Raw genomic sequence first — 17,661 nt, forward strand, 5'->3', positions numbered from 1 at the left:
AAAGATTGTATGTAATCAACGGTAGTTTATTTATGATAGTTGGAATTATATTTTATTTGGTTGGTCGAGGAATTTTTATAGGATCTAAAAAACAAGTGTCCTGGTTAAAAGAGATTATTAGATTTCTATTTGTAGTATACCTGTGTATGGTTGTTTCAGTGACACTATTTCCTATACCGGTAGGGTTTAATTCGGAGATTGAAAGTATTTATCGTACAGTAAACCTAATACCTCTTAAAACAATTATTTTTAATATTAGTCAAATAGGTATCGCGTATGGTGGAGATACGTCCTTCATGATCAGACTAATTGCAAGAAATGTAGGCGGCAATATTTTATTACTGTTGCCATTAGGATTTTTCGTTCCACTATTATGGAATAAACTTAATCGGTTTAAAAGTATTTTGATAGTAGGTTTTAGTGTATCAATCAGTATTGAACTTTTACAATATATCGAACCAAAATCAGGAGGATGGGGACGAGTTACTGATATTGATGATGTAATTTGTAATGTGTTTGGTGTAATTATTGGCTACCTGATTTATAAAATGGTTTTTAAGTTAGTTAATAAATTTTAAATTGAAATTTCGGCTAAAAATACAATTTTCTTGTAAAAAATGAAATTATGGACTGAACTTTGTACGACTGGGTTCAGTCTTTTTAATTTTGCTTTGAATCTCTAAGGGAGACTCATGATCGTTTAAAGCATTGCCTCTTTGGGGACTGGATATTTGTTGGTTAGACCACCATGCCCCAAAGATGTGGATTAATCAAAGCGTACCTGATCTTCACCTTCAATTATTAGCTCGAGTTCTGTTAAAAAGTTGAGTTCAAGCGGTGCAGGTAATCGTTCAATAATTTCTTTTATTTCGATAAGGTTTTCTGCCTCTTCAATAGTAGATGGTTCATGTTCTAGATGTTGAAACCAAATCTTTAATTCATCAATAAACTCATAAAAATGCATCTCAAACCGTTCAGCACAATCTTCGCTTTCATACTCTGAAGCTGTCTTCATCAGTTCCCAAACTGCAAGGGCAGTTTCCAGTTTTTCTAAAACACGATTTATCACATGATCAGTCCTTTAAATAGCTTTTGGTATCGTATAGCACTTATCCGACTAGTCTGCCTTCCGTTTCAAATAAATTTTCTTGTTGAATATTCGAGAAGCCAGTCTGGCATTGGACGCATGGCATTGTTACGTTCGCATTTAATTCTATCACAACCTTTCTTCATCCATCCCTGTAACGCCTCTGGAAAATCATTTTCTTCAAAGTGAAGTACCGCAATATCTGCTATTGTCGGTGGATAAGGACTTTTTCGAATGTGTTCTTTTAGCTTGTTCAGAACCTTTTCATAATCCATTTCAGAACAAAACTGGAACCATTGCTGAATGGTTTCATCCTTGAGTATACAATGGGGATAAACCGATTCGATGAGTACTAATATTTCCAATACCTGTTTCTTGGTCATTGCAATACCTCCTTTAAGACCATTCTTTTAGCTTGAATCTAGTTTTGTCCTTAGTCCCTTTACGTTAAACTCCTGTCTTCGCTTGAAGTATTGATATAGAAGGAGTAAGATTTTTAAAAATAAAGCTATTAATGGGAGGGCAGACAACATGCAAGGATTTGCAAAAGAAATCGTTCCATTATCTGATACCTTTTATGAACAGTCCACTCTTGAACTCGCTAAAGCATTACTCGGTTGCATCCTGGTAAATAAATCTAATGAGGGCATTGCTGCTGGATATATTGTAGAAACAGAAGCTTACATAGGTCCTAGTGACAGGGCTGCACACAGCTATAATAACAAACGTTCAGCAAGAACAGAGGTTATGTACCATCGTTCTGGCCATGCCTATACTTATTTAATGCACACACATTGCCTTTTCAATGTAGTTAGTGGCGGGGAAGGTAACCCTGAAGCTGTTTTAATTCGCGCACTGGAGCCACTCTTCGGAATCGAGCTTATGAAAGACAGAAGAGGCATTGATGATTTGACTAAACTTACCAACGGACCTGGCAAACTTACAAAATCACTAGGTATTACAATGGTTGACTATGGACATCAACTTATGAAGCCACCTTTATTTATTGCCAAAGGCTTCAGTCCGGAAAGTATATCAGTTGGAAAAAGGATTGGAATCGATAATTCTGGCGAAGCTAGGGACTATCCATGGCGATTCTGGGTTACAAAAAACAAGTATGTTTCAAGGCATCAAAAATCTGAGTTTGTATTTGAGACCGAAAAGTGAAGCTTATTGTGCAGGGGCATTTCGATATCTGAATAATCTATCCCTCTTACTCAGTAAGGTTGTTCATGTTATACTAAGCAAGAGGTGTCGCAAAGATGAAAACAAATATATTATCATGGATTCAGGAAGGTAATATAACGGTTCCTGCTGTATTATTTTCTGAGTACCGAAATATGAATCTAAATGAATATGAACTTGTTCTTTTATTAAATATTATTACTTTTATAGAAAAGGGCAATGACTTTCCAACTCCAGAAGAGCTATCATCACGGATGACGATTACAGTTTCTGAATGCAACGAAATGCTTAGGCGATTAATCCAAAAAGGATTTATTAACATAATCAATGAATTTTCTTCAGAAGGAATTATGTATGAGAAATACTCGGTAGGCCCACTATGGGAACGGCTTGTAGACCAGTTTTTAATAAAAGGTAAAAATAGTCAAGAAGTCACGAAAAAGGCAGACGAAAGTGATCTTTATACGTGCTTTGAGAAGGAATTTGGCCGTCCGTTATCCCCGTTTGAATGTGAGTCCCTTGCAATGTGGATGGATGATGACCACCACGATCCCATTATTATCAAGGCAGCATTACGAGAATCGGTCATGTCAGGAAAGTTGAATTTCCGCTACATTGACAGGATTCTTTTTGAATGGAAAAAGAATGGGATAAAGACGATTGAACAGGCGAAAAATCATGGGCGAAAGTTTCGTCAAAAACAAACTCCTAATCGTCAACCACAAGATTCACAGCCTTCAACAGGTTCGGTGCTTTACAATTGGCTCGAGCAATAAAATCAACAAAACGAGAGGAGAAATTCTCTCGTTTGTTTCCATTTATATAACCAACAATGAAAAGAAAAAAAGTGGGCAGGTGAAATTTTCTTGTTAAATAATACGCAAATTCGTTTTTGTCTAGATAAAATGGACGAGATGTTTCCAGACGCGCATTGTGAACTTACTCATTCAAATCCTTTCGAGTTAGTGATTGCAGTGGCATTATCGGCACAATGTACGGATGTTCTCGTCAATAAAGTGACCAAGAATCTATTTGAAAAATACAAAACACCAGAAGACTATTTACGTGTATCTTTAGATGAACTACAAAATGATATCCGCTCCATTGGACTCTTTAGGAATAAAGCAAAGAATATCCAAAGTTTGTGTCGATTACTATTAGATGAATATAACGGGGAAATCCCAAGAGACCGTGATGAATTAACGAAACTTCCAGGTGTTGGCAGGAAAACAGCGAATGTCGTTGTTTCTGTGGCATTTAATATTCCTGCTATTGCAGTAGATACACATGTTGAGAGGGTAAGTAAACGCCTAGGTATATGCCGCTGGAAGGATTCTGTGCTTGAAGTTGAAAAAACATTGATGAAAAAGGTACCAAAAGACGAATGGTCTGTTACCCATCACAGATTGATTTTCTTTGGCCGTTATCATTGTAAAGCTCAAAACCCACAATGCCCTAGCTGCCCTTTGTTAGAGCTGTGTAGAGAAGGTAAAAAAAGAATGAAGGGGAGGGAGGAAGTAGTCAATGGATAACAGACTGATTATCCCCTTCCTAAAGGAACTAGAAGTAGTGGATTCGTCTATTGATGTCAATGAAGCGATCACTCGGTTAAGGGCAGAGTGGAATCAGGTAAAAGCTGAACTTGAAAACCTTTTTCGGAATCGAGATCAGAAAACGACGCTTCACGGAATGAATAAGGGGATTGGCTTGTACATTCAATTTTTATTTTTATCCAATGATCGGCAAGTTCATGATCTTGAGTCGTTTGATACTCTAGAAATAAAGCCAGTCAATCTCGAGGAAAGGCTAGGGTTTATTATTAACAGGCCCAACTTATTTCATTCCTATCGACAGCTTTCAGAGTTGATACTGGAACAAGAAAAACTTTATGCGAAGAAAAACATCGTAAAAAAGCGTCTAAGCCAATAGGGCTAGACGCTTTTTTGATTTTCTACTATTAACTTCCTCTTCGACCAGTACTATTTCCATTGCCGGTACCATTAACTGGATCGGTCGTTATAGGCGCTGTACCGGTTCCACCGTCTTCGCCACCATCACCATTACCGTTGCCATTCCCATTCCCGTTCCCGTTCCCATTCCCATTACCTTCATCATCTTCCTCTTGTTGTGGTAAAGGTATGTCGACTGTGGTTGTAACAGGGTCACTTCGCTTCTCAGCAATAATAGCCACGATTGAAATGCTATACTTCGCTCCTGGTGTAGGATTCTGAAGGGTAACGACTTTTTCTGTAACAGTAGATGTTTTTGGTGTTACACCATCTGTTATGTTAATTTCGAATTGAACCGCAGCATTTTCTGGATTGTTGTAATCCCACTTTAATGTCACGACATTTTTTTCGGCATCATAAATTGCACTTGGATTAACTGGAGCAGCAATCTTGTTGAATTTCTCTGATACCGTTTTTGGGGCATGACCTTTTACGGCATACTCTGTAATAACCTCACTATCAGGTGTGAACTCCCCTGCTAGTGCTGGCGGCATTGAGCCTTTTTCAATCCTTACCTTCTGAACACTGTCTGGAACAGGAAAGTCAGCTGTTTTAATATCCTTTGATACGTTTTCCATTAAACTCTTAAAGATTAATTGTGCGATTTTTTGATCACTTGTTTGAATAGGCGTTTTTTGATTTGAATAACCCGTCCAAACGGCGGCGGTATAGTTGGTTGTGTAACCTGTAAACCACGCATCAGGGACAACCTTCGTGCTAGTAATATTCCATTTTTTCATATCTTCTTTGGTATAGTTGGTTGTACCTGATTTACCTGCAATTGGCAGGCCAGGAACTTTTGCTGTCGTTCCAGTACCAGGGGAAACCATCACGCTCTTTAACATATCTGTAATCATGAAGGCAGTAGAATCCTTCATAGCAAGTTTAGATTCTGGCGCTGTGTCGAGAACAGTGCCATCTCTTAGCTCTATTTTTTTCACCGCATAAGGCTGCGTATACATCCCGTTATTTCCAAAGGCACTAAAGGCTCCAGCCATTTGGAGAGGGGAAACTCCTACAGTTTTTCCTCCGAAGCCGCCAATCGCATAGGATTCAAAAATTTCCTTTAGTGGAATTCCTAAGTTGATGGCAAATTCTTTTGCCTTTTCTAAACCTACCTGCTGAAGTGCTTGAACAGCTGTTGTATTTTTAGAAAGCTGTAAAGCCGTACGCATGGAGATCGGTCCCATATATTTATCATTCCAGTTGCCAAACTCTTGACCTGTAGAATACTTTATCGGTTTATCATCAATGGTCTGATAGGTACCCCAATTGAGATATTCAATGGCTGGACCATAATCGAGTACAGGCTTTATCGTTGAACCAGGTTGACGCTTGGTATCAATTGCATAGTTAAAGCCACGCTTTACATCTTGGTTTCGGCCGCCGCCAATGGCACGGATTTCACCGGTTTTTGTATCTATAAGAGCGATTCCTGCTTGAAATTCTGCATCAGGGTATTTAATCACTTCATCGGTATTAAGAATCGTATTCACATGCAATTGAGCGTTTCTATCTAGAGTAGTATGAATCGTTAACCCATCTGAGAAAATATCAAAGTCACCCTGCTTCTCTACTTCATCAATAACGGCATCGACAAATGCATCATATGGTTTTTCGTCTCTTTCACGTTCTTCTTCTTTAACTAATGAGGCTGTGACAGGTACACTTTTTGCTTCATCCATTTCTGCTTTTGTAATGTACCCATGGTGTTCCATTAACGTTAATACAATATTACGTCTTTTTTCTGCTAAGTCCGGATGGTCGAATGGGTTATAATTATTCGGGCTTTGCGGCATTCCAGCTATCTGTGCTGCTTCTGGAAGGGTTAGTTCATTTAATGGTTTTCCATAATAAATTTTTGCAGCTGTTGCAAGTCCATGACTATTTTCAGATACAAAGACTTTATTAATATACATTTCAAGGATTTGGTGCTTCGTATATTTTTGTTCAAGCTGATAGGCCATCCATGCTTCCTGTACCTTACGCTTTATGGTTTTTTCAGGAGTTAAAAATGAATTTTTAATAACCTGCTGAGTTATCGTACTTGCACCTTCAGAACCAAATCCTTCACGGAAATTGGCAACCACGGCTCCAGCCAAGCGGATGGGATCTAGGCCATGGTGCTTGTAAAAACGGGCATCCTCTACAGCTAGTACTGCATCTTCAACTTGTTTGGGTATATCCTTATAATTTACATACTCGCGGTTTTCCGAGCCAACTTCTGAAATCAACTCTCCATCTTTATCTAATACTTTAGATGAGATTGGGTCTTTTAATAATTTTGGGTCAAGTTTAGGAGTATCCTTTACTAGAAAAGCAAAAGTTCCAACGCCAGCCAAAATACCAATTATGCCAAGTGCCACAAGAGATAGAAAAATCTTCTTAACGATACCACTAGGTTTTTTCTTCCCTTGTTTTTTTCCTTTGGACTCTTGGAGTTTCTTACGGCGTTCTTCCCTTGATTTAGTTTCTCCTGCCATAATAAAATTCCTTCCTTTCATGCATCAACCATTTTCATTCACAAATGAAAAACAGTATCTATTATTTTAATATAATCAATTCTAGGTCGAAATCCAAGCGGAATTAAGACTGCAACTTGCTCAATTTCTTCTTTTGTAATTGACTTTCTCCCCCCATTTTTCATTCTTTCCCAAAAGGATAACAAGTGTTTTGCTTGGAGAAAATATACTTGTTCCTGTTTTGAAAAACGGAGAATAACAAAACAAATTCCACCCTGTGAAACGACTTCCTGCATATGGTCGATTTGATGCTGATGAAAATTTTTCAATGGAAACGAAGTTACATTAGCAGTTTCCTTGGCCTCAAAATCGATGTATTTACCTTTATATACCCCATTATAGTCTGTTGTTGACGCCTGTTTAAAATATGCTTCTTTAATGACGGCAGCACTTCTTTTTGGATAATCAACCTGGACAATTTGAACGGGTGTTGGTTTTTTATGAATAACAGCTATTTTTCTCTCTCGATAATATTCATTCGTTTCGTTCAAATCTTCTTCGAGGGTCATTCCTCGATTACTAAAGGATGGATTACTAAGTTTTTTAGCTTTAACTCCTGGTACGCTAGTTTTTGGAATGTACCTTTTTCCATTAGGATAATTAAAATTCATGATAAGCACCTCACAAGCTATTACTTATCATAACAAATCTCGGTTGCAATCGGGCGTATAAATTTTTTTGAGTAACCACAAGCTAGTAAAAATAATGTATCTTGACTCTCAAAAACTCCTAATATAAAGATAAGGAAGATGAATATGAATCATCTTACAATACATGAGATTGAGACTATCCGTCAAATTAAAGGCGAAACTGATAAAAAAAATCTCGATAATATTTCAAGAACGGATGCCTATTTCACCTTTTTTAAACAGAACCCAGAGATCATTTGGTCCTTCCTTGCCAGCATGGTTTCAAGGAATGGGGGCTGGAATATGTGTGATCTCGAGGGAAATATCTTTCGAGAAATCTTAGAGCCTAATACAAGGAAAGACTTATTTCTTACTTTTGAGCGAGCCAATTGGTTGATTTTCCACGACGTCTACCCACAATTAATGCTCTATCAATATTCGACGAAAATAAATCGTCCGATGTTTCATCTCCTTCCATACTTTAAATGTTCAGAATTTATTCAAAAAGAGTGGGTGAAGTATTGGAAAGAAGGAAATCGTGAACGGCTCACGACAGCGTTAATTATCAATGAGCAAAACGTTATACATGAACCTGTAATCCAACATCCAGTGTATAAAAAGCAGGTTTTTCATTCGTGGATCTTTAATTTTCAAGATTGGCTTCATTTTAGTTGTGTCCTGTTCCCAACGTGTGGGGGAGAATTATATGGTGCCAGTGTAAATGGCTTTAGGTCGCTTTCAAAAAGAATCAATCTAGGAAAAAGGTTAGTAAAAATATTGACTCATCCGCGCTTATTTCCATTCTTTGTGGACTTTGCCGAGAAAACGCCTCACACAGGGTCGCGTAATGACTACGAAAAATATTTCAAGACAAAGACAAATCGCAAATCACCGATATTAAGAGCAACCTATCCGATTATTGAACATAATCATTATGAATATGAGGATTGGAGCAAAAGTCGATTGGTATCACCTGCGTGGCTGCACCTTTCTGCAAGACATCGGCATACCACTCACTTAACGGATTGGTATTTTGAAAAATCAAATCAGCTTGAACTATTGCTTGCATTGCACAAAACAACACATATAAATAAAATATAAAAAGCAAGGCAAATGCCTTGCTTTCTTCAATCATTCGGCTGGCCGGTTTGGACCCTCAAGTTTTTTATCACCATAGCCAACTTTATTTTCTACTTGTGATTGTCCTGTTTTTTTATTTTGTTTCTTTTTTGACATAATCAACACCTCCAATTTTAGCTTGTTCGATTTTTCCATTTTCATGCGAACGAAAGTGGTGTCGAATGGCTAGGAAATAAATGCCAGATAGGCACTTTCTTTGACGAAACACTTCTAGTTTTGTCAGTGGGGGAGGAAGCCTTAAAAAGACAGAGAATAGTACTAGTAATAAAATAGCGAGGAGGTTCTTAATTTGATGAATCCGTCATTGCCAGAAAAGGAAATGCTGCTAACTATGCTGACAGAGATATTTGATCAATTAGAAGAATTGGAAATTGTTCTAGAAACATCTTTCTCAGACCTTCGCATTCAAATGAATAATGAAGAACTTAAAAAATTTTCTGCCCCTGTACAAAAACTTGATAACCTTGAAAAAGAATTAGATAGGTTTCAAACAACATCAGACCAAGCTGCGGTAGATCATAGCAATTCTGTTAAAAGAGCATTAAAACTTGAATTAGGCTATTAATTACCGATAAAATATAGAAGAACCCATTGAGTAGCTTTATAAAAAAGCTGCTTTTTTATTTTTCCATAAAAAGAGAGGAAATAACGAGATGTCTGAAGAAATTCTCCAGTTAACAAAAAAACTGTTAAATTATAATCATTTATTTATGAAATTCTATGAAGAAGCTCGTGAGAAGGGGACAACTCCTGATTTCCATGAGGTCATTAAGCCGTTTGCGAACGAGGTAAAGAGTGTAAGTGTTGAATGGAGTGCATGGATGAGGAAATGGTTAATGAAAAGTCCAAAAAAACACCTGCACCCGAAACAAATTGATACGACATTAGAACATTTGGAACAACAATCCATCCAGGCATTTTTCCCAAAAACAAGCAGGTCAAGATTTTTAAATACAAATCGGACTGTTGAATATTTTCTATTAGAAATTTTGAAAGAACTGGAAAAATAAATAGAGATGCAAAGCTGCATCTCTTTTGGGCTTGTCTAGCTGTAATTTCTTCTTTTTATGAATTTTCGATGAGGGAGTCTTCCTTATAATCGTCAGGAATTATGGCGCCATGAGCTTCTAGTTCACGAACAATCAGGCGATACTCTTTAATGTCAATTTCATTATGAATATAAGCCTTCTTAGCAAAATCCAATAATGTGTTAACATCTTCAGTGTCGTAATCCCGACTTTGAATAAATTTGCTTTTAAGTGAGCGGATGACCATATGTAATTCCTCCTTCATCATTTTTTTAATAGTACCATGAAAAAAAAGGATTCCTAGTTTTTAAAATATTTAAACTTTAGACAAAATTCCCCCCATTTTGACATTGAAATCTACAAGAAAATATGCACCCATATTCTTCTTCGTACATAATGTGTAGTAATGATAAACGCTCGAAGGAGATGTTTGCCCATGTTTGGTAAAAATAGATCAAACCCTTTTTTAAATCAAGGATACTTAGGGCAAATGAATTACAAGGGTCCAATTTATAATCAACCAAATTATCAACCGGTTCCTCGTAATCAGCCATATCAGCAGTACCAAGCAGCCCAGAGCATGGAATGGTACCCATATCAGCAGCCCAATCCTTATTTTCTACAGCCATATCAACAACCGTATCAACCATATGAATTAACCTATCCAACAGGTGGAATTCCTCAGCAAATGCCTAATTCAAATGGACAATACCCTCCAAAAGATGCTCAATTTCTATTCCAAAATCCACTGCAGCCCAAGGAGGAAATGGCCCAAAATCCGTATTTGGCGCAAATGAACGGTTACCAAGGAATGAATCCCTATCCAAAACCAAATGGAATGATTAAACCCCCTGGAGGAATTCAATCCCTCATGAACTCTTTTAAATCACAGGATGGCACGGTGGATGTAAATAAGATGGTGAATACCACAGGTCAGCTAGTAAATGCTGTCACGCAAGTGTCTTCGTTAGTTAAAGGACTTGGGGGTATTTTTAAAGCATAAAAAAGTGAAAGACGGCTAAAAGCCGTCTTTATTATTGTTTTTTTGTCGAAAAGTTTTTATGAAATTGATTTTTTAGTCTTCTATAATTATAGTTTTTCCTTTAACAAGTGGAATTCGAATTGTTAACAAACCATCCCGATAGGATGCTTTAACCAATCTTTCATTTATGACCACTGGTAATGAAATGGTCCGGGAAAGTCTTTGCTGCGAAACCCTTTTTTGAAAAAGGTGGTTGGCATGATCTTCTTTTGTCTCCATCTCTTTATTCTCGATGGAGATTGTTAATTGATTAGGTAAGATATTTAGATGTATTTGTTCCTTTTTAACCCCCGGCAGCTCTGCTGAAATGATGTATTCATCCTCGGTTTCCCGTACCTGGACAGGTAAACCTCCACTAGGAAACGGACTATTAAAAAATTCGTCCATTGATTGTAGAAATCCTTTTACCGGCTTTTCATGAAAAAGGTCATTCATGGACCTGAAAAAATCCTTGAATTGATCTGGTTTAAACTTTTTATTGTTATTCTCGTCGCTTGGAGTCATGGATGACATAATGTTTTCCCCCTCTATCCAAATTTTCTCAACATATCATATGCACCTTATTAAGATTTGTGCCCTGTCATAAGTTTGAGATAAAGTTATGAACCTTTTATTACAACTCTTGTAAAAGTGATTTAAGTCACATTAAAACTTCCTGGGTATTTGTATTCTGAAACAGTAAATTAAGGAAAGAGAGGAAGATATAGATGTTTTGTAATCAATGTGAACAAACCCCAGCTGGAGGCTGTACAGTGGTTGGTGTTTGTGGGAAAGATGAGACAATTTCAAGTCTGCAGGATACCATTATTTACGGGTTAAAAGGGATTGCAGCTTACCGTACTCATGCGAATCAACTGGGATATACAGATGCTTTTGTAGATACCACTACTCAAGAAGCCCTATATATGACATTAACGAATTCTAACTTCAACTTACAAGAACATATTGAAATGGCCATGAAGGTTGGTCAGGCTACTGTGCGTGTCATGGAAATGTTGGATGAAGCACACACGAAGCGCCTTGGAATTCCTGAACCGATCCGTGTAAGCCAAAATAAAATTGAAGGTAAATGTATTGTGGTTTCTGGTCATAACTTGTTTGCACTAGAGGAATTACTGAAGCAAACAGAAGGAAAGTGCATCAATATTTACACACATTCTGAAATGCTGCCTGCACATGGGTATCCAGCATTAAAGAAATATGCACATTTAAAAGGAAATATTGGAAAGGCTTGGTACGACCAACGACGCCTTTTTGAAAAATTTCCAGGTGCAATATTAGCAACAACAAACTGTGTGATGCCTATTAAAGGTACATATGCGGATAGAATGTTCAGTTATGAAGTGGCAGGTCTCGAAAACGTACAAAAAATTACCAATGATGATTTTTCACCATTAATTGAGAGAGCGCTGGATCTTCCAGAAGCGGATATCCATTCAGACGAAACCTTGCTTACAGGATTCCACCATGAAACCGTTCTTGGTTTAGCACCAGAAGTAATTGCCGCTGTAAAAGCAGGGAAAATTAAACGGTTTTTTGTGATTGCAGGCTGTGACGCACCAGGCCCAGGCGGAGAATATTATCGTGAACTGGCGACTTCACTTCCACCAGAAGCCGTTATCTTGACTACATCATGTGGTAAATTCCGTTTTAATGATGTCGACTATGGTGTTGTTCCTGGAACCGATATCCCTCGTTATATCGACTTGGGACAATGTAATAACTCTGGTTCTACTGTTAAGATTGCGATGGCTTTAGCAGATGCGTTTGGTTGCGAAATTAACGAACTTCCAGTAAGTATCGTCTTATCATGGTTTGAACAAAAAGCAGTTGCTATCCTTTTAGGACTATTCAGCTTAGGTATTCAAGATATCCGAATTGGACCAAAACCGCCTGAATTTATCTCAGAAGGTGTCCTGCAAGTTCTTCAAGAAACATTTAACTTAAAATTAATTGGCACCGCACAAGAAGACCTGGCAGACATGCTTCAGCTTACAAAAGCATAAAAAACAGAAAACCGCAGCCAACATTTGGCTGCGATTTTTATTTTATTCTTTGATAATGGATTGAATTGATTTATGAACCTGTTGATTGGAGCGAAAGGCGCTCGACTCCTGCGGGATGTACGAGCTGAGTGAGACCCCGCANNGAAAGCGTAGCGCCTGTAGTGCAAATCAACAGCCTAGTTTAATACTGCATTATATTAAATTAATTTCTTCCATGAGAATTTCGATATCAACGATCATATCACCGCGCTCATCTACTTCAATCAATTCTTCCTTTTTCATTTTCGTAAGGGTTCTGCTGATCGTTTCTCTTGTAGTTCCAATCATATTGGCAAGGTCACGATTAGTAAATTCTGACTTAAGCTGAATCGTACCATCTTCTAATTCCTTACCATGCTTTTGAGCAAGACGAATTAATAATTTGATAATTTGCTCATATGTATTGTTGAGGATTTGTTCTTCCAATCGGTTTTGTAAATCAACAATTTTTTCACCAAGTACTTTAAAGACTTTAATACTTAGCTCAGGATATTCAATGAGTACTCCTTCAAATTTTGAAATAGGGACGGCGATAAGTGTTGACGGTTCAATGACTTCAGCATATGCAGGATAATCACCTTTCCTAAAAAAACCAACGTGAGGAAACATTTCACCTTTTTTCATAATGGCAACAATCTGTTCTTTTCCATGAATATCACTTTTATAAACCTTGATTTTTCCATCATAAATGAAGTAGACATTTTCTAAAGGATCACCCTGAAGAAATACATGACTTTGCTTTTTCCATTCTCTAGCGATAGATATATTAGCAATCTTAGTTAGTTCATAGTCATCTAATTCCTTAAAAAGCATGAACTCAGAAAGCACCTTCTTAATTTCTTCAATTCTCATACTCCACCCTCCACAGACGAAATAAAATATCTTATACTATTGTAACAGACATACAAATAATAATTAATAGACTTTTTCTGCGAACGTTTATTCGGTATAATAGAACTTATGAGGTGATACCCGTGAAATTGAAAAAGAATTTGCAGGAAATTCTTGCTGATTTAAAAATAAATGACAGCTTTAAAGAAAATATCGTTACCTGGAAGACATTAGATGCGAAAGAAGCCCGAACTGTCTCACTCCCAGTGGACCTTCATCCGGCATTAAGCGAGGCTTTGACAAGCAAAGGTATTGAAAAACTGTATACCCACCAAAAAACGGCTTACGAGAATATTTTGGCAGGAAATAGTGTTGTAGCGGTTACGCCAACCGCTTCAGGAAAAACAATGTGCTATAACCTTCCAGTTTTACAAAGTATTCTATCTAACCCAAGCGCAAGAGCTCTTTATATGTTTCCAACGAAGGCCCTGGCACAGGATCAGAAGAGTGAAATCAATGAAATAATCCAGGCGGGAGGCATTGATATTAATAGTTACACGTATGACGGTGATACGCCTGCAAATATTCGCCAAAAGGTTCGCAAGGCTGGGCATGTTGTGATTACCAATCCGGACATGCTCCATTCAGCCATTTTGCCTCATCATACGAAATGGGTTTCACTCTTTGAAAATCTCAAATTTGTTGTCATTGATGAGCTTCATACGTATCGTGGTGTTTTTGGCAGTCATGTTGCCAATGTGATTCGCAGACTAAAGCGAATTTGTCGTTACTATGGCAGCAATCCCGTTTTTATTTGTACGTCGGCCACAATCGCCAACCCTCTGGAGCTTGCTGAAAACCTAACAGAAGAAAAAATGGTCCTTATTGATAATAATGGTGCTCCAAGTGGAACAAAACACTTTCTTTTCTATAATCCGCCCATTGTAAATAAACCCTTAAATATAAGAAGAAGTGCAACACTTGAAGTTCGGAAAATCGCTGGAGAATTGTTGAAAAATAAAATTCAAACGATTGTTTTCGCTAGAAGCCGAGTTCGGGTGGAAATTATTTTAACGTATCTTCAGGAATTGGTAAAAAATCAATTAGGACCCAAATCGATCATGGGGTATCGAGGGGGCTACCTGCCTACAGAAAGAAGAAAAATTGAAAAAGGACTGCGTAGTGGGGATATCTACGGTGTAGTGAGTACCAATGCATTGGAACTGGGCGTTGATATTGGCCAGTTGCAGGTTTGTATTATGACGGGATATCCTGGAACGATTTCTAGTGCCTGGCAGCAAGCAGGGAGAGCAGGTAGACGTCATGGCGAAGCCCTTGTCATAATGGTCGCAAGTTCAAGTCCACTTGATCAATATATCATCCAGAACCCAGAGTACTTTTTTCATCAAAGTCCAGAGACGGCAAGGATTAATCCCGACAACTTGATTATCTTACTTGATCATATGAAATGTGCTGCTTTTGAACTTCCTTTTAAAGTGGGTGAGCAGTTTGGGGATGTTGGAACTGAGGAACTGCTTGAATATTTGACAGAGGAACGGATACTTTACCAAAATGGTGATAAATGGTATTGGATGAACGAGTCATTTCCCGCTCATAATATCAGCTTGCGCTCAGCTTCACAGGAAAATGTCATTATTATTGATCAATCCGATGTGGCAAATGCAAAGGTGATCGGAGAAATGGATCGATTTTCAGCTATGACACTCTTACACGATGAAGCTATTTATCTCCATCAAGGTACCCAATTCCAAGTAGAGAAGCTTGATTGGGACGAAAAAAAGGCATTTGTCAGGGAAGTTGATGTAGATTATTTTACGGATGCTAATTTAGCGGTACAATTAAAGGTATTGGAAGAAGACAAGCTAAAAAAGGTCGATGAGGCAGAAGTTGGCTTCGGTGATGTCAGTGTACGTGCAATGGCAACCATTTTTAAAAAGATTAAATTCGAAACACATGAAAATATTGGTTCAGGACCAATCCATCTACCAGAAGAAGAGCTTCACACGAGTGCGGCATGGATTTCGTTAAATAAGTCGTTCACAGAAATGGGGCACGAACGCTTAGAACAAGGATTAGTTGGGGCAGCACATGCTTTAAATCATATTGCTCCATTATTTGTAATGGCAGACCCACAAGATATCCATGTGATACCCCAGGTAAAAGCAGATCACAATGAAAAGCCAACGATTTTCTTTTACGATCGTTATCCTGGTGGCATTGGTTTAAGTGAGAAAATTCATTCGGGAATGCCAGCAGTATTTGCCGAGACAAAAAAGATGATTATGAACTGTAAATGTCAAATCGGATGCCCATCATGTATTGGAACAGATGCCGTAAGTGAAAATGCAAAAAATGATTCTTTAAAAATAATCAACGCATTTTTAATCCCTTCTAATTAAATCGAGGTAATGATGCAATGTCATTGAAAAATAAATTAAATCGCTTAAAGCCGCATTTATCAGGTGGAGGACAAGATTTAAACAAGAAACTTCCCCCTGAACCAGCAAGGGTTGAGATCCCTTTCCTTTCTAAATGGGAAAGTGAAAATGTGACCCCTTATTTTTTAGATCAGGATTACTGTCTTATTCGGGAAGTCAAATTTCCATTGTCACAAAAGCATGGGAATTACCATTTTTATGATTTCCTTACAGCCATTGAGATCTGGAATAAGCAGCCTGCAAACCATCCGTTATCAGCAGAAGGGCACCGTCCGGAAGAATTATTCTTTTTTGACACGGAAACAACAGGGTTAGGAGGGGGAGTAGGTAATACGATTTTTTTACTTGGTTATGCAAGTGTAATCGACGAAAATCTCGTGTTGAGGCAGCATATTCTCCCGCATCCAGGTGCTGAAGTACCTTTATATCAAAGCTTTCTTGAGCAGGTAAATTATAAAACTCTGGTCACCTATAATGGAAAATCGTTTGATTGGCCTCAAGTTAAAACCAGGCATACGCTTGTGAGGGAACATGTTCCAAAACTTCCGGCGTTCGGTCATTTTGATTTATACCATGCAGCGAGGAGACTTTGGAAACATAAGTTGGACCGAATGAAGTTAGCTGTTGTGGAAAAAGATGTCTTGGGAGTAGAGCGTGAAGATGATATTCCAGGGTATTTGGCGCCAATGATATATTTTGATTTTATTGAAACTAAACAGCCAGATGGAATGCTTGGGATCATAAAACACAATGAAATTGATATTTTATCACTTGTCACCTTATATACCCATCTAACCTTTCAACTTTATGGTTTGGATACCAACCAAACACGTATGGAATCATTTGAAGTAGGTCGGTGGTATGACTCGCTTGGAGAAAAGGAAGAGGCGGCTAAGGTATTACGGAAGCTTATTGAAGGAAACGATACAACTTCACAAAAAGCAAAGCTTGCATTAGCCTATCAGTATAAAAAGACACAAAACTGGGAAAACAGCTTACCTTTATTTTTGGAAGTAGCTGAAGCGGAAAATGACCAAATTAGTCAGGAAGCTTGCGTAGAAGCAGCAAAAATTTATGAGCATAAAATTAAAGATTATAAGTCTGCTTTAGATTATTGCATCAAGGCTTTAGAAATAGTTGGTGAATTGAAAATTCCAGTGCTGAAGAATCAGCAGCAGCTTGAAAATAGACGGAAAAGATTAGAGAAGAAATTCGCTAAATTTCTCAGGTGAACGCAAAATTCGGCAAATATTTCAAATAAATTAAATTAATCGTCAACTATCGTATTTTTGTAACAAAAATTTCATAATTATATGATATATTTCTTATTGTTTCTTATAGTTGAACCATGTAAAATATTAAACTGTGAGTAAAAAAACGACTATAAAACAATAAGGGGTAGATACTATGTATAAAGCAATTTTGTATTTATTTTTTGTTGTCGTTTGTTTGACTGCAGTACTTTTTTCAAGCTTAAAAGATAACTTATATTCGATGTTATAAATAGCAAAAGGCGTATCCTCCAAGATTTAGGCAAGTATCTCTATACGCTTGAGCTGGACAGATATCTAAGTGAAGTTAATCTTAAATAGATTTATGAAAAATAGGTATTTTCATTAGTACAAGAATTTCCCTTCTATCATAGGCTGTTAATGTAAACAGAATATAATTTTTGAAGGGAGAG

At 37.5% G+C, this 17,661-nt stretch carries 19 protein-coding genes; 12 read left to right on the forward strand and 7 right to left on the reverse strand.

Annotation, left to right across the window (positions count from 1 at the left end; all coding sequences use genetic code 11):
* Window positions 1–5: 5 nt before the first annotated feature.
* The gene (locus tag V7124_RS13600) at window positions 6–578 is read left to right on the forward strand and encodes a VanZ family protein (protein ID WP_335489902.1); all 573 of its coding nucleotides are present in this window, start codon (window positions 6–8) and stop codon (window positions 576–578) included.
* A gap of 188 nt (window positions 579–766) precedes the next feature.
* Here the strand turns inward: V7124_RS13600 and V7124_RS13605 are convergent, their stop codons facing one another.
* Together V7124_RS13605 and V7124_RS13610 are read right to left on the reverse strand one after the other, a co-directional pair.
* Window positions 767–1,069: a hypothetical protein gene (locus tag V7124_RS13605; protein ID WP_335489905.1), complete on the reverse strand. Its 303-nt coding sequence runs from the start codon at window positions 1,067–1,069 to the stop codon at window positions 767–769.
* Window positions 1,070–1,134: 65 nt separating this feature from the next.
* Complete coding sequence (locus V7124_RS13610) at window positions 1,135–1,470, reverse strand: replicative helicase loader/inhibitor (protein WP_335489908.1); 336 nt, start codon at window positions 1,468–1,470, stop codon at window positions 1,135–1,137.
* A 148-nt stretch (window positions 1,471–1,618) separates the two neighbouring features.
* Here V7124_RS13610 and V7124_RS13615 point away from each other — a divergent pair, with 148 nt between their 5' ends.
* The 4 genes from V7124_RS13615 to V7124_RS13630 all read left to right on the forward strand — a co-directional run bounded on the left by V7124_RS13615 (window position 1,619) and on the right by V7124_RS13630 (window position 4,201).
* A complete protein-coding gene (locus V7124_RS13615) occupies window positions 1,619–2,254 on the forward strand; it encodes a DNA-3-methyladenine glycosylase (RefSeq protein WP_335489911.1) in 636 nt (211 codons plus the stop codon).
* A gap of 95 nt (window positions 2,255–2,349) precedes the next feature.
* Window positions 2,350–3,048, forward strand: coding sequence for a DnaD domain-containing protein (locus V7124_RS13620; RefSeq protein WP_335489914.1), 699 nt, complete (start codon window positions 2,350–2,352; stop codon window positions 3,046–3,048).
* 90 nt (window positions 3,049–3,138) lie between these two features.
* Entirely contained in the window at window positions 3,139–3,804 is a 666-nt protein-coding gene (gene nth, locus V7124_RS13625) for an endonuclease III (protein WP_335420551.1), read from the forward strand.
* Entirely contained in the window at window positions 3,797–4,201 is a 405-nt protein-coding gene (locus V7124_RS13630; protein ID WP_335489917.1) for a YpoC family protein, read from the forward strand. The genes nth and V7124_RS13630 overlap by 8 nt, the downstream gene beginning before the upstream one ends.
* A 28-nt stretch (window positions 4,202–4,229) precedes the next feature.
* Here V7124_RS13630 and V7124_RS13635 read toward each other — a convergent pair whose 3' ends face one another.
* Together V7124_RS13635 and recU are read right to left on the reverse strand one after the other, a co-directional pair.
* A complete protein-coding gene (locus V7124_RS13635) occupies window positions 4,230–6,764 on the reverse strand; it encodes a PBP1A family penicillin-binding protein (RefSeq protein ID WP_335489919.1) in 2,535 nt (844 codons plus the stop codon).
* A gap of 38 nt (window positions 6,765–6,802) precedes the next feature.
* Window positions 6,803–7,414: a Holliday junction resolvase RecU gene (recU, locus tag V7124_RS13640; RefSeq protein WP_335420542.1), complete on the reverse strand. Its 612-nt coding sequence runs from the start codon at window positions 7,412–7,414 to the stop codon at window positions 6,803–6,805.
* A gap of 144 nt (window positions 7,415–7,558) precedes the next feature.
* Here recU and V7124_RS13645 point away from each other — a divergent pair, with 144 nt between their 5' ends.
* From V7124_RS13645 to V7124_RS13655, 3 genes are all read left to right on the forward strand, one after another.
* Window positions 7,559–8,533 (forward strand): DUF2515 family protein, encoded by a 975-nt coding sequence (locus V7124_RS13645; protein ID WP_335489921.1) that lies wholly within the window; start codon window positions 7,559–7,561, stop codon window positions 8,531–8,533.
* Window positions 8,534–8,864: 331 nt separating this feature from the next.
* Window positions 8,865–9,137 (forward strand): hypothetical protein, encoded by a 273-nt coding sequence (locus V7124_RS13650; protein WP_335489924.1) that lies wholly within the window; start codon window positions 8,865–8,867, stop codon window positions 9,135–9,137.
* 88 nt (window positions 9,138–9,225) lie between these two features.
* Complete coding sequence (locus V7124_RS13655) at window positions 9,226–9,582, forward strand: DUF1798 family protein (RefSeq protein ID WP_335489927.1); 357 nt, start codon at window positions 9,226–9,228, stop codon at window positions 9,580–9,582.
* A gap of 55 nt (window positions 9,583–9,637) precedes the next feature.
* Here the strand turns inward: V7124_RS13655 and yppF are convergent, their stop codons facing one another.
* Window positions 9,638–9,847, reverse strand: coding sequence for a YppF family protein (gene yppF / locus V7124_RS13660; RefSeq protein WP_335420476.1), 210 nt, complete (start codon window positions 9,845–9,847; stop codon window positions 9,638–9,640).
* A gap of 189 nt (window positions 9,848–10,036) precedes the next feature.
* Between yppF and V7124_RS13665 the strand changes: the two genes are divergently transcribed.
* Window positions 10,037–10,603 carry a YppG family protein gene (locus V7124_RS13665; protein WP_335420480.1) on the forward strand — a complete coding sequence of 189 codons (567 nt, stop codon included), beginning with the start codon at window positions 10,037–10,039 and terminating at the stop codon, window positions 10,601–10,603.
* A gap of 72 nt (window positions 10,604–10,675) precedes the next feature.
* Here the strand turns inward: V7124_RS13665 and V7124_RS13670 are convergent, their stop codons facing one another.
* The gene (locus tag V7124_RS13670; RefSeq protein ID WP_335489930.1) at window positions 10,676–11,155 is read right to left on the reverse strand and encodes an Hsp20/alpha crystallin family protein; all 480 of its coding nucleotides are present in this window, start codon (window positions 11,153–11,155) and stop codon (window positions 10,676–10,678) included.
* A gap of 194 nt (window positions 11,156–11,349) precedes the next feature.
* Between V7124_RS13670 and hcp the strand changes: the two genes are divergently transcribed.
* Complete coding sequence (gene hcp / locus V7124_RS13675) at window positions 11,350–12,648, forward strand: hydroxylamine reductase (RefSeq protein WP_335489933.1); 1,299 nt, start codon at window positions 11,350–11,352, stop codon at window positions 12,646–12,648.
* A 192-nt stretch (window positions 12,649–12,840) separates the two neighbouring features.
* Here the strand turns inward: hcp and V7124_RS13680 are convergent, their stop codons facing one another.
* On the reverse strand, window positions 12,841–13,539 hold the full coding sequence (locus V7124_RS13680) for a Crp/Fnr family transcriptional regulator (RefSeq protein ID WP_335419657.1): 699 nt from the start codon (window positions 13,537–13,539) through the stop codon (window positions 12,841–12,843).
* 122 nt (window positions 13,540–13,661) lie between these two features.
* Here V7124_RS13680 and V7124_RS13685 point away from each other — a divergent pair, with 122 nt between their 5' ends.
* Together V7124_RS13685 and V7124_RS13690 are read left to right on the forward strand one after the other, a co-directional pair.
* Window positions 13,662–15,938 carry a DEAD/DEAH box helicase gene (locus V7124_RS13685; RefSeq protein ID WP_335489936.1) on the forward strand — a complete coding sequence of 759 codons (2,277 nt, stop codon included), beginning with the start codon at window positions 13,662–13,664 and terminating at the stop codon, window positions 15,936–15,938.
* Window positions 15,939–15,955: 17 nt separating this feature from the next.
* Window positions 15,956–17,209, forward strand: a complete 1,254-nt coding sequence (locus tag V7124_RS13690; RefSeq protein WP_335489939.1) for a ribonuclease H-like domain-containing protein — start codon at window positions 15,956–15,958, stop codon at window positions 17,207–17,209.
* Window positions 17,210–17,661 lie beyond the last annotated feature (452 nt).

This window comes from Neobacillus niacini (assembly GCF_036961885.1).
Classification (GTDB): Bacteria; Bacillota; Bacilli; order Bacillales; family Cytobacillaceae; genus Neobacillus; species Neobacillus niacini_H.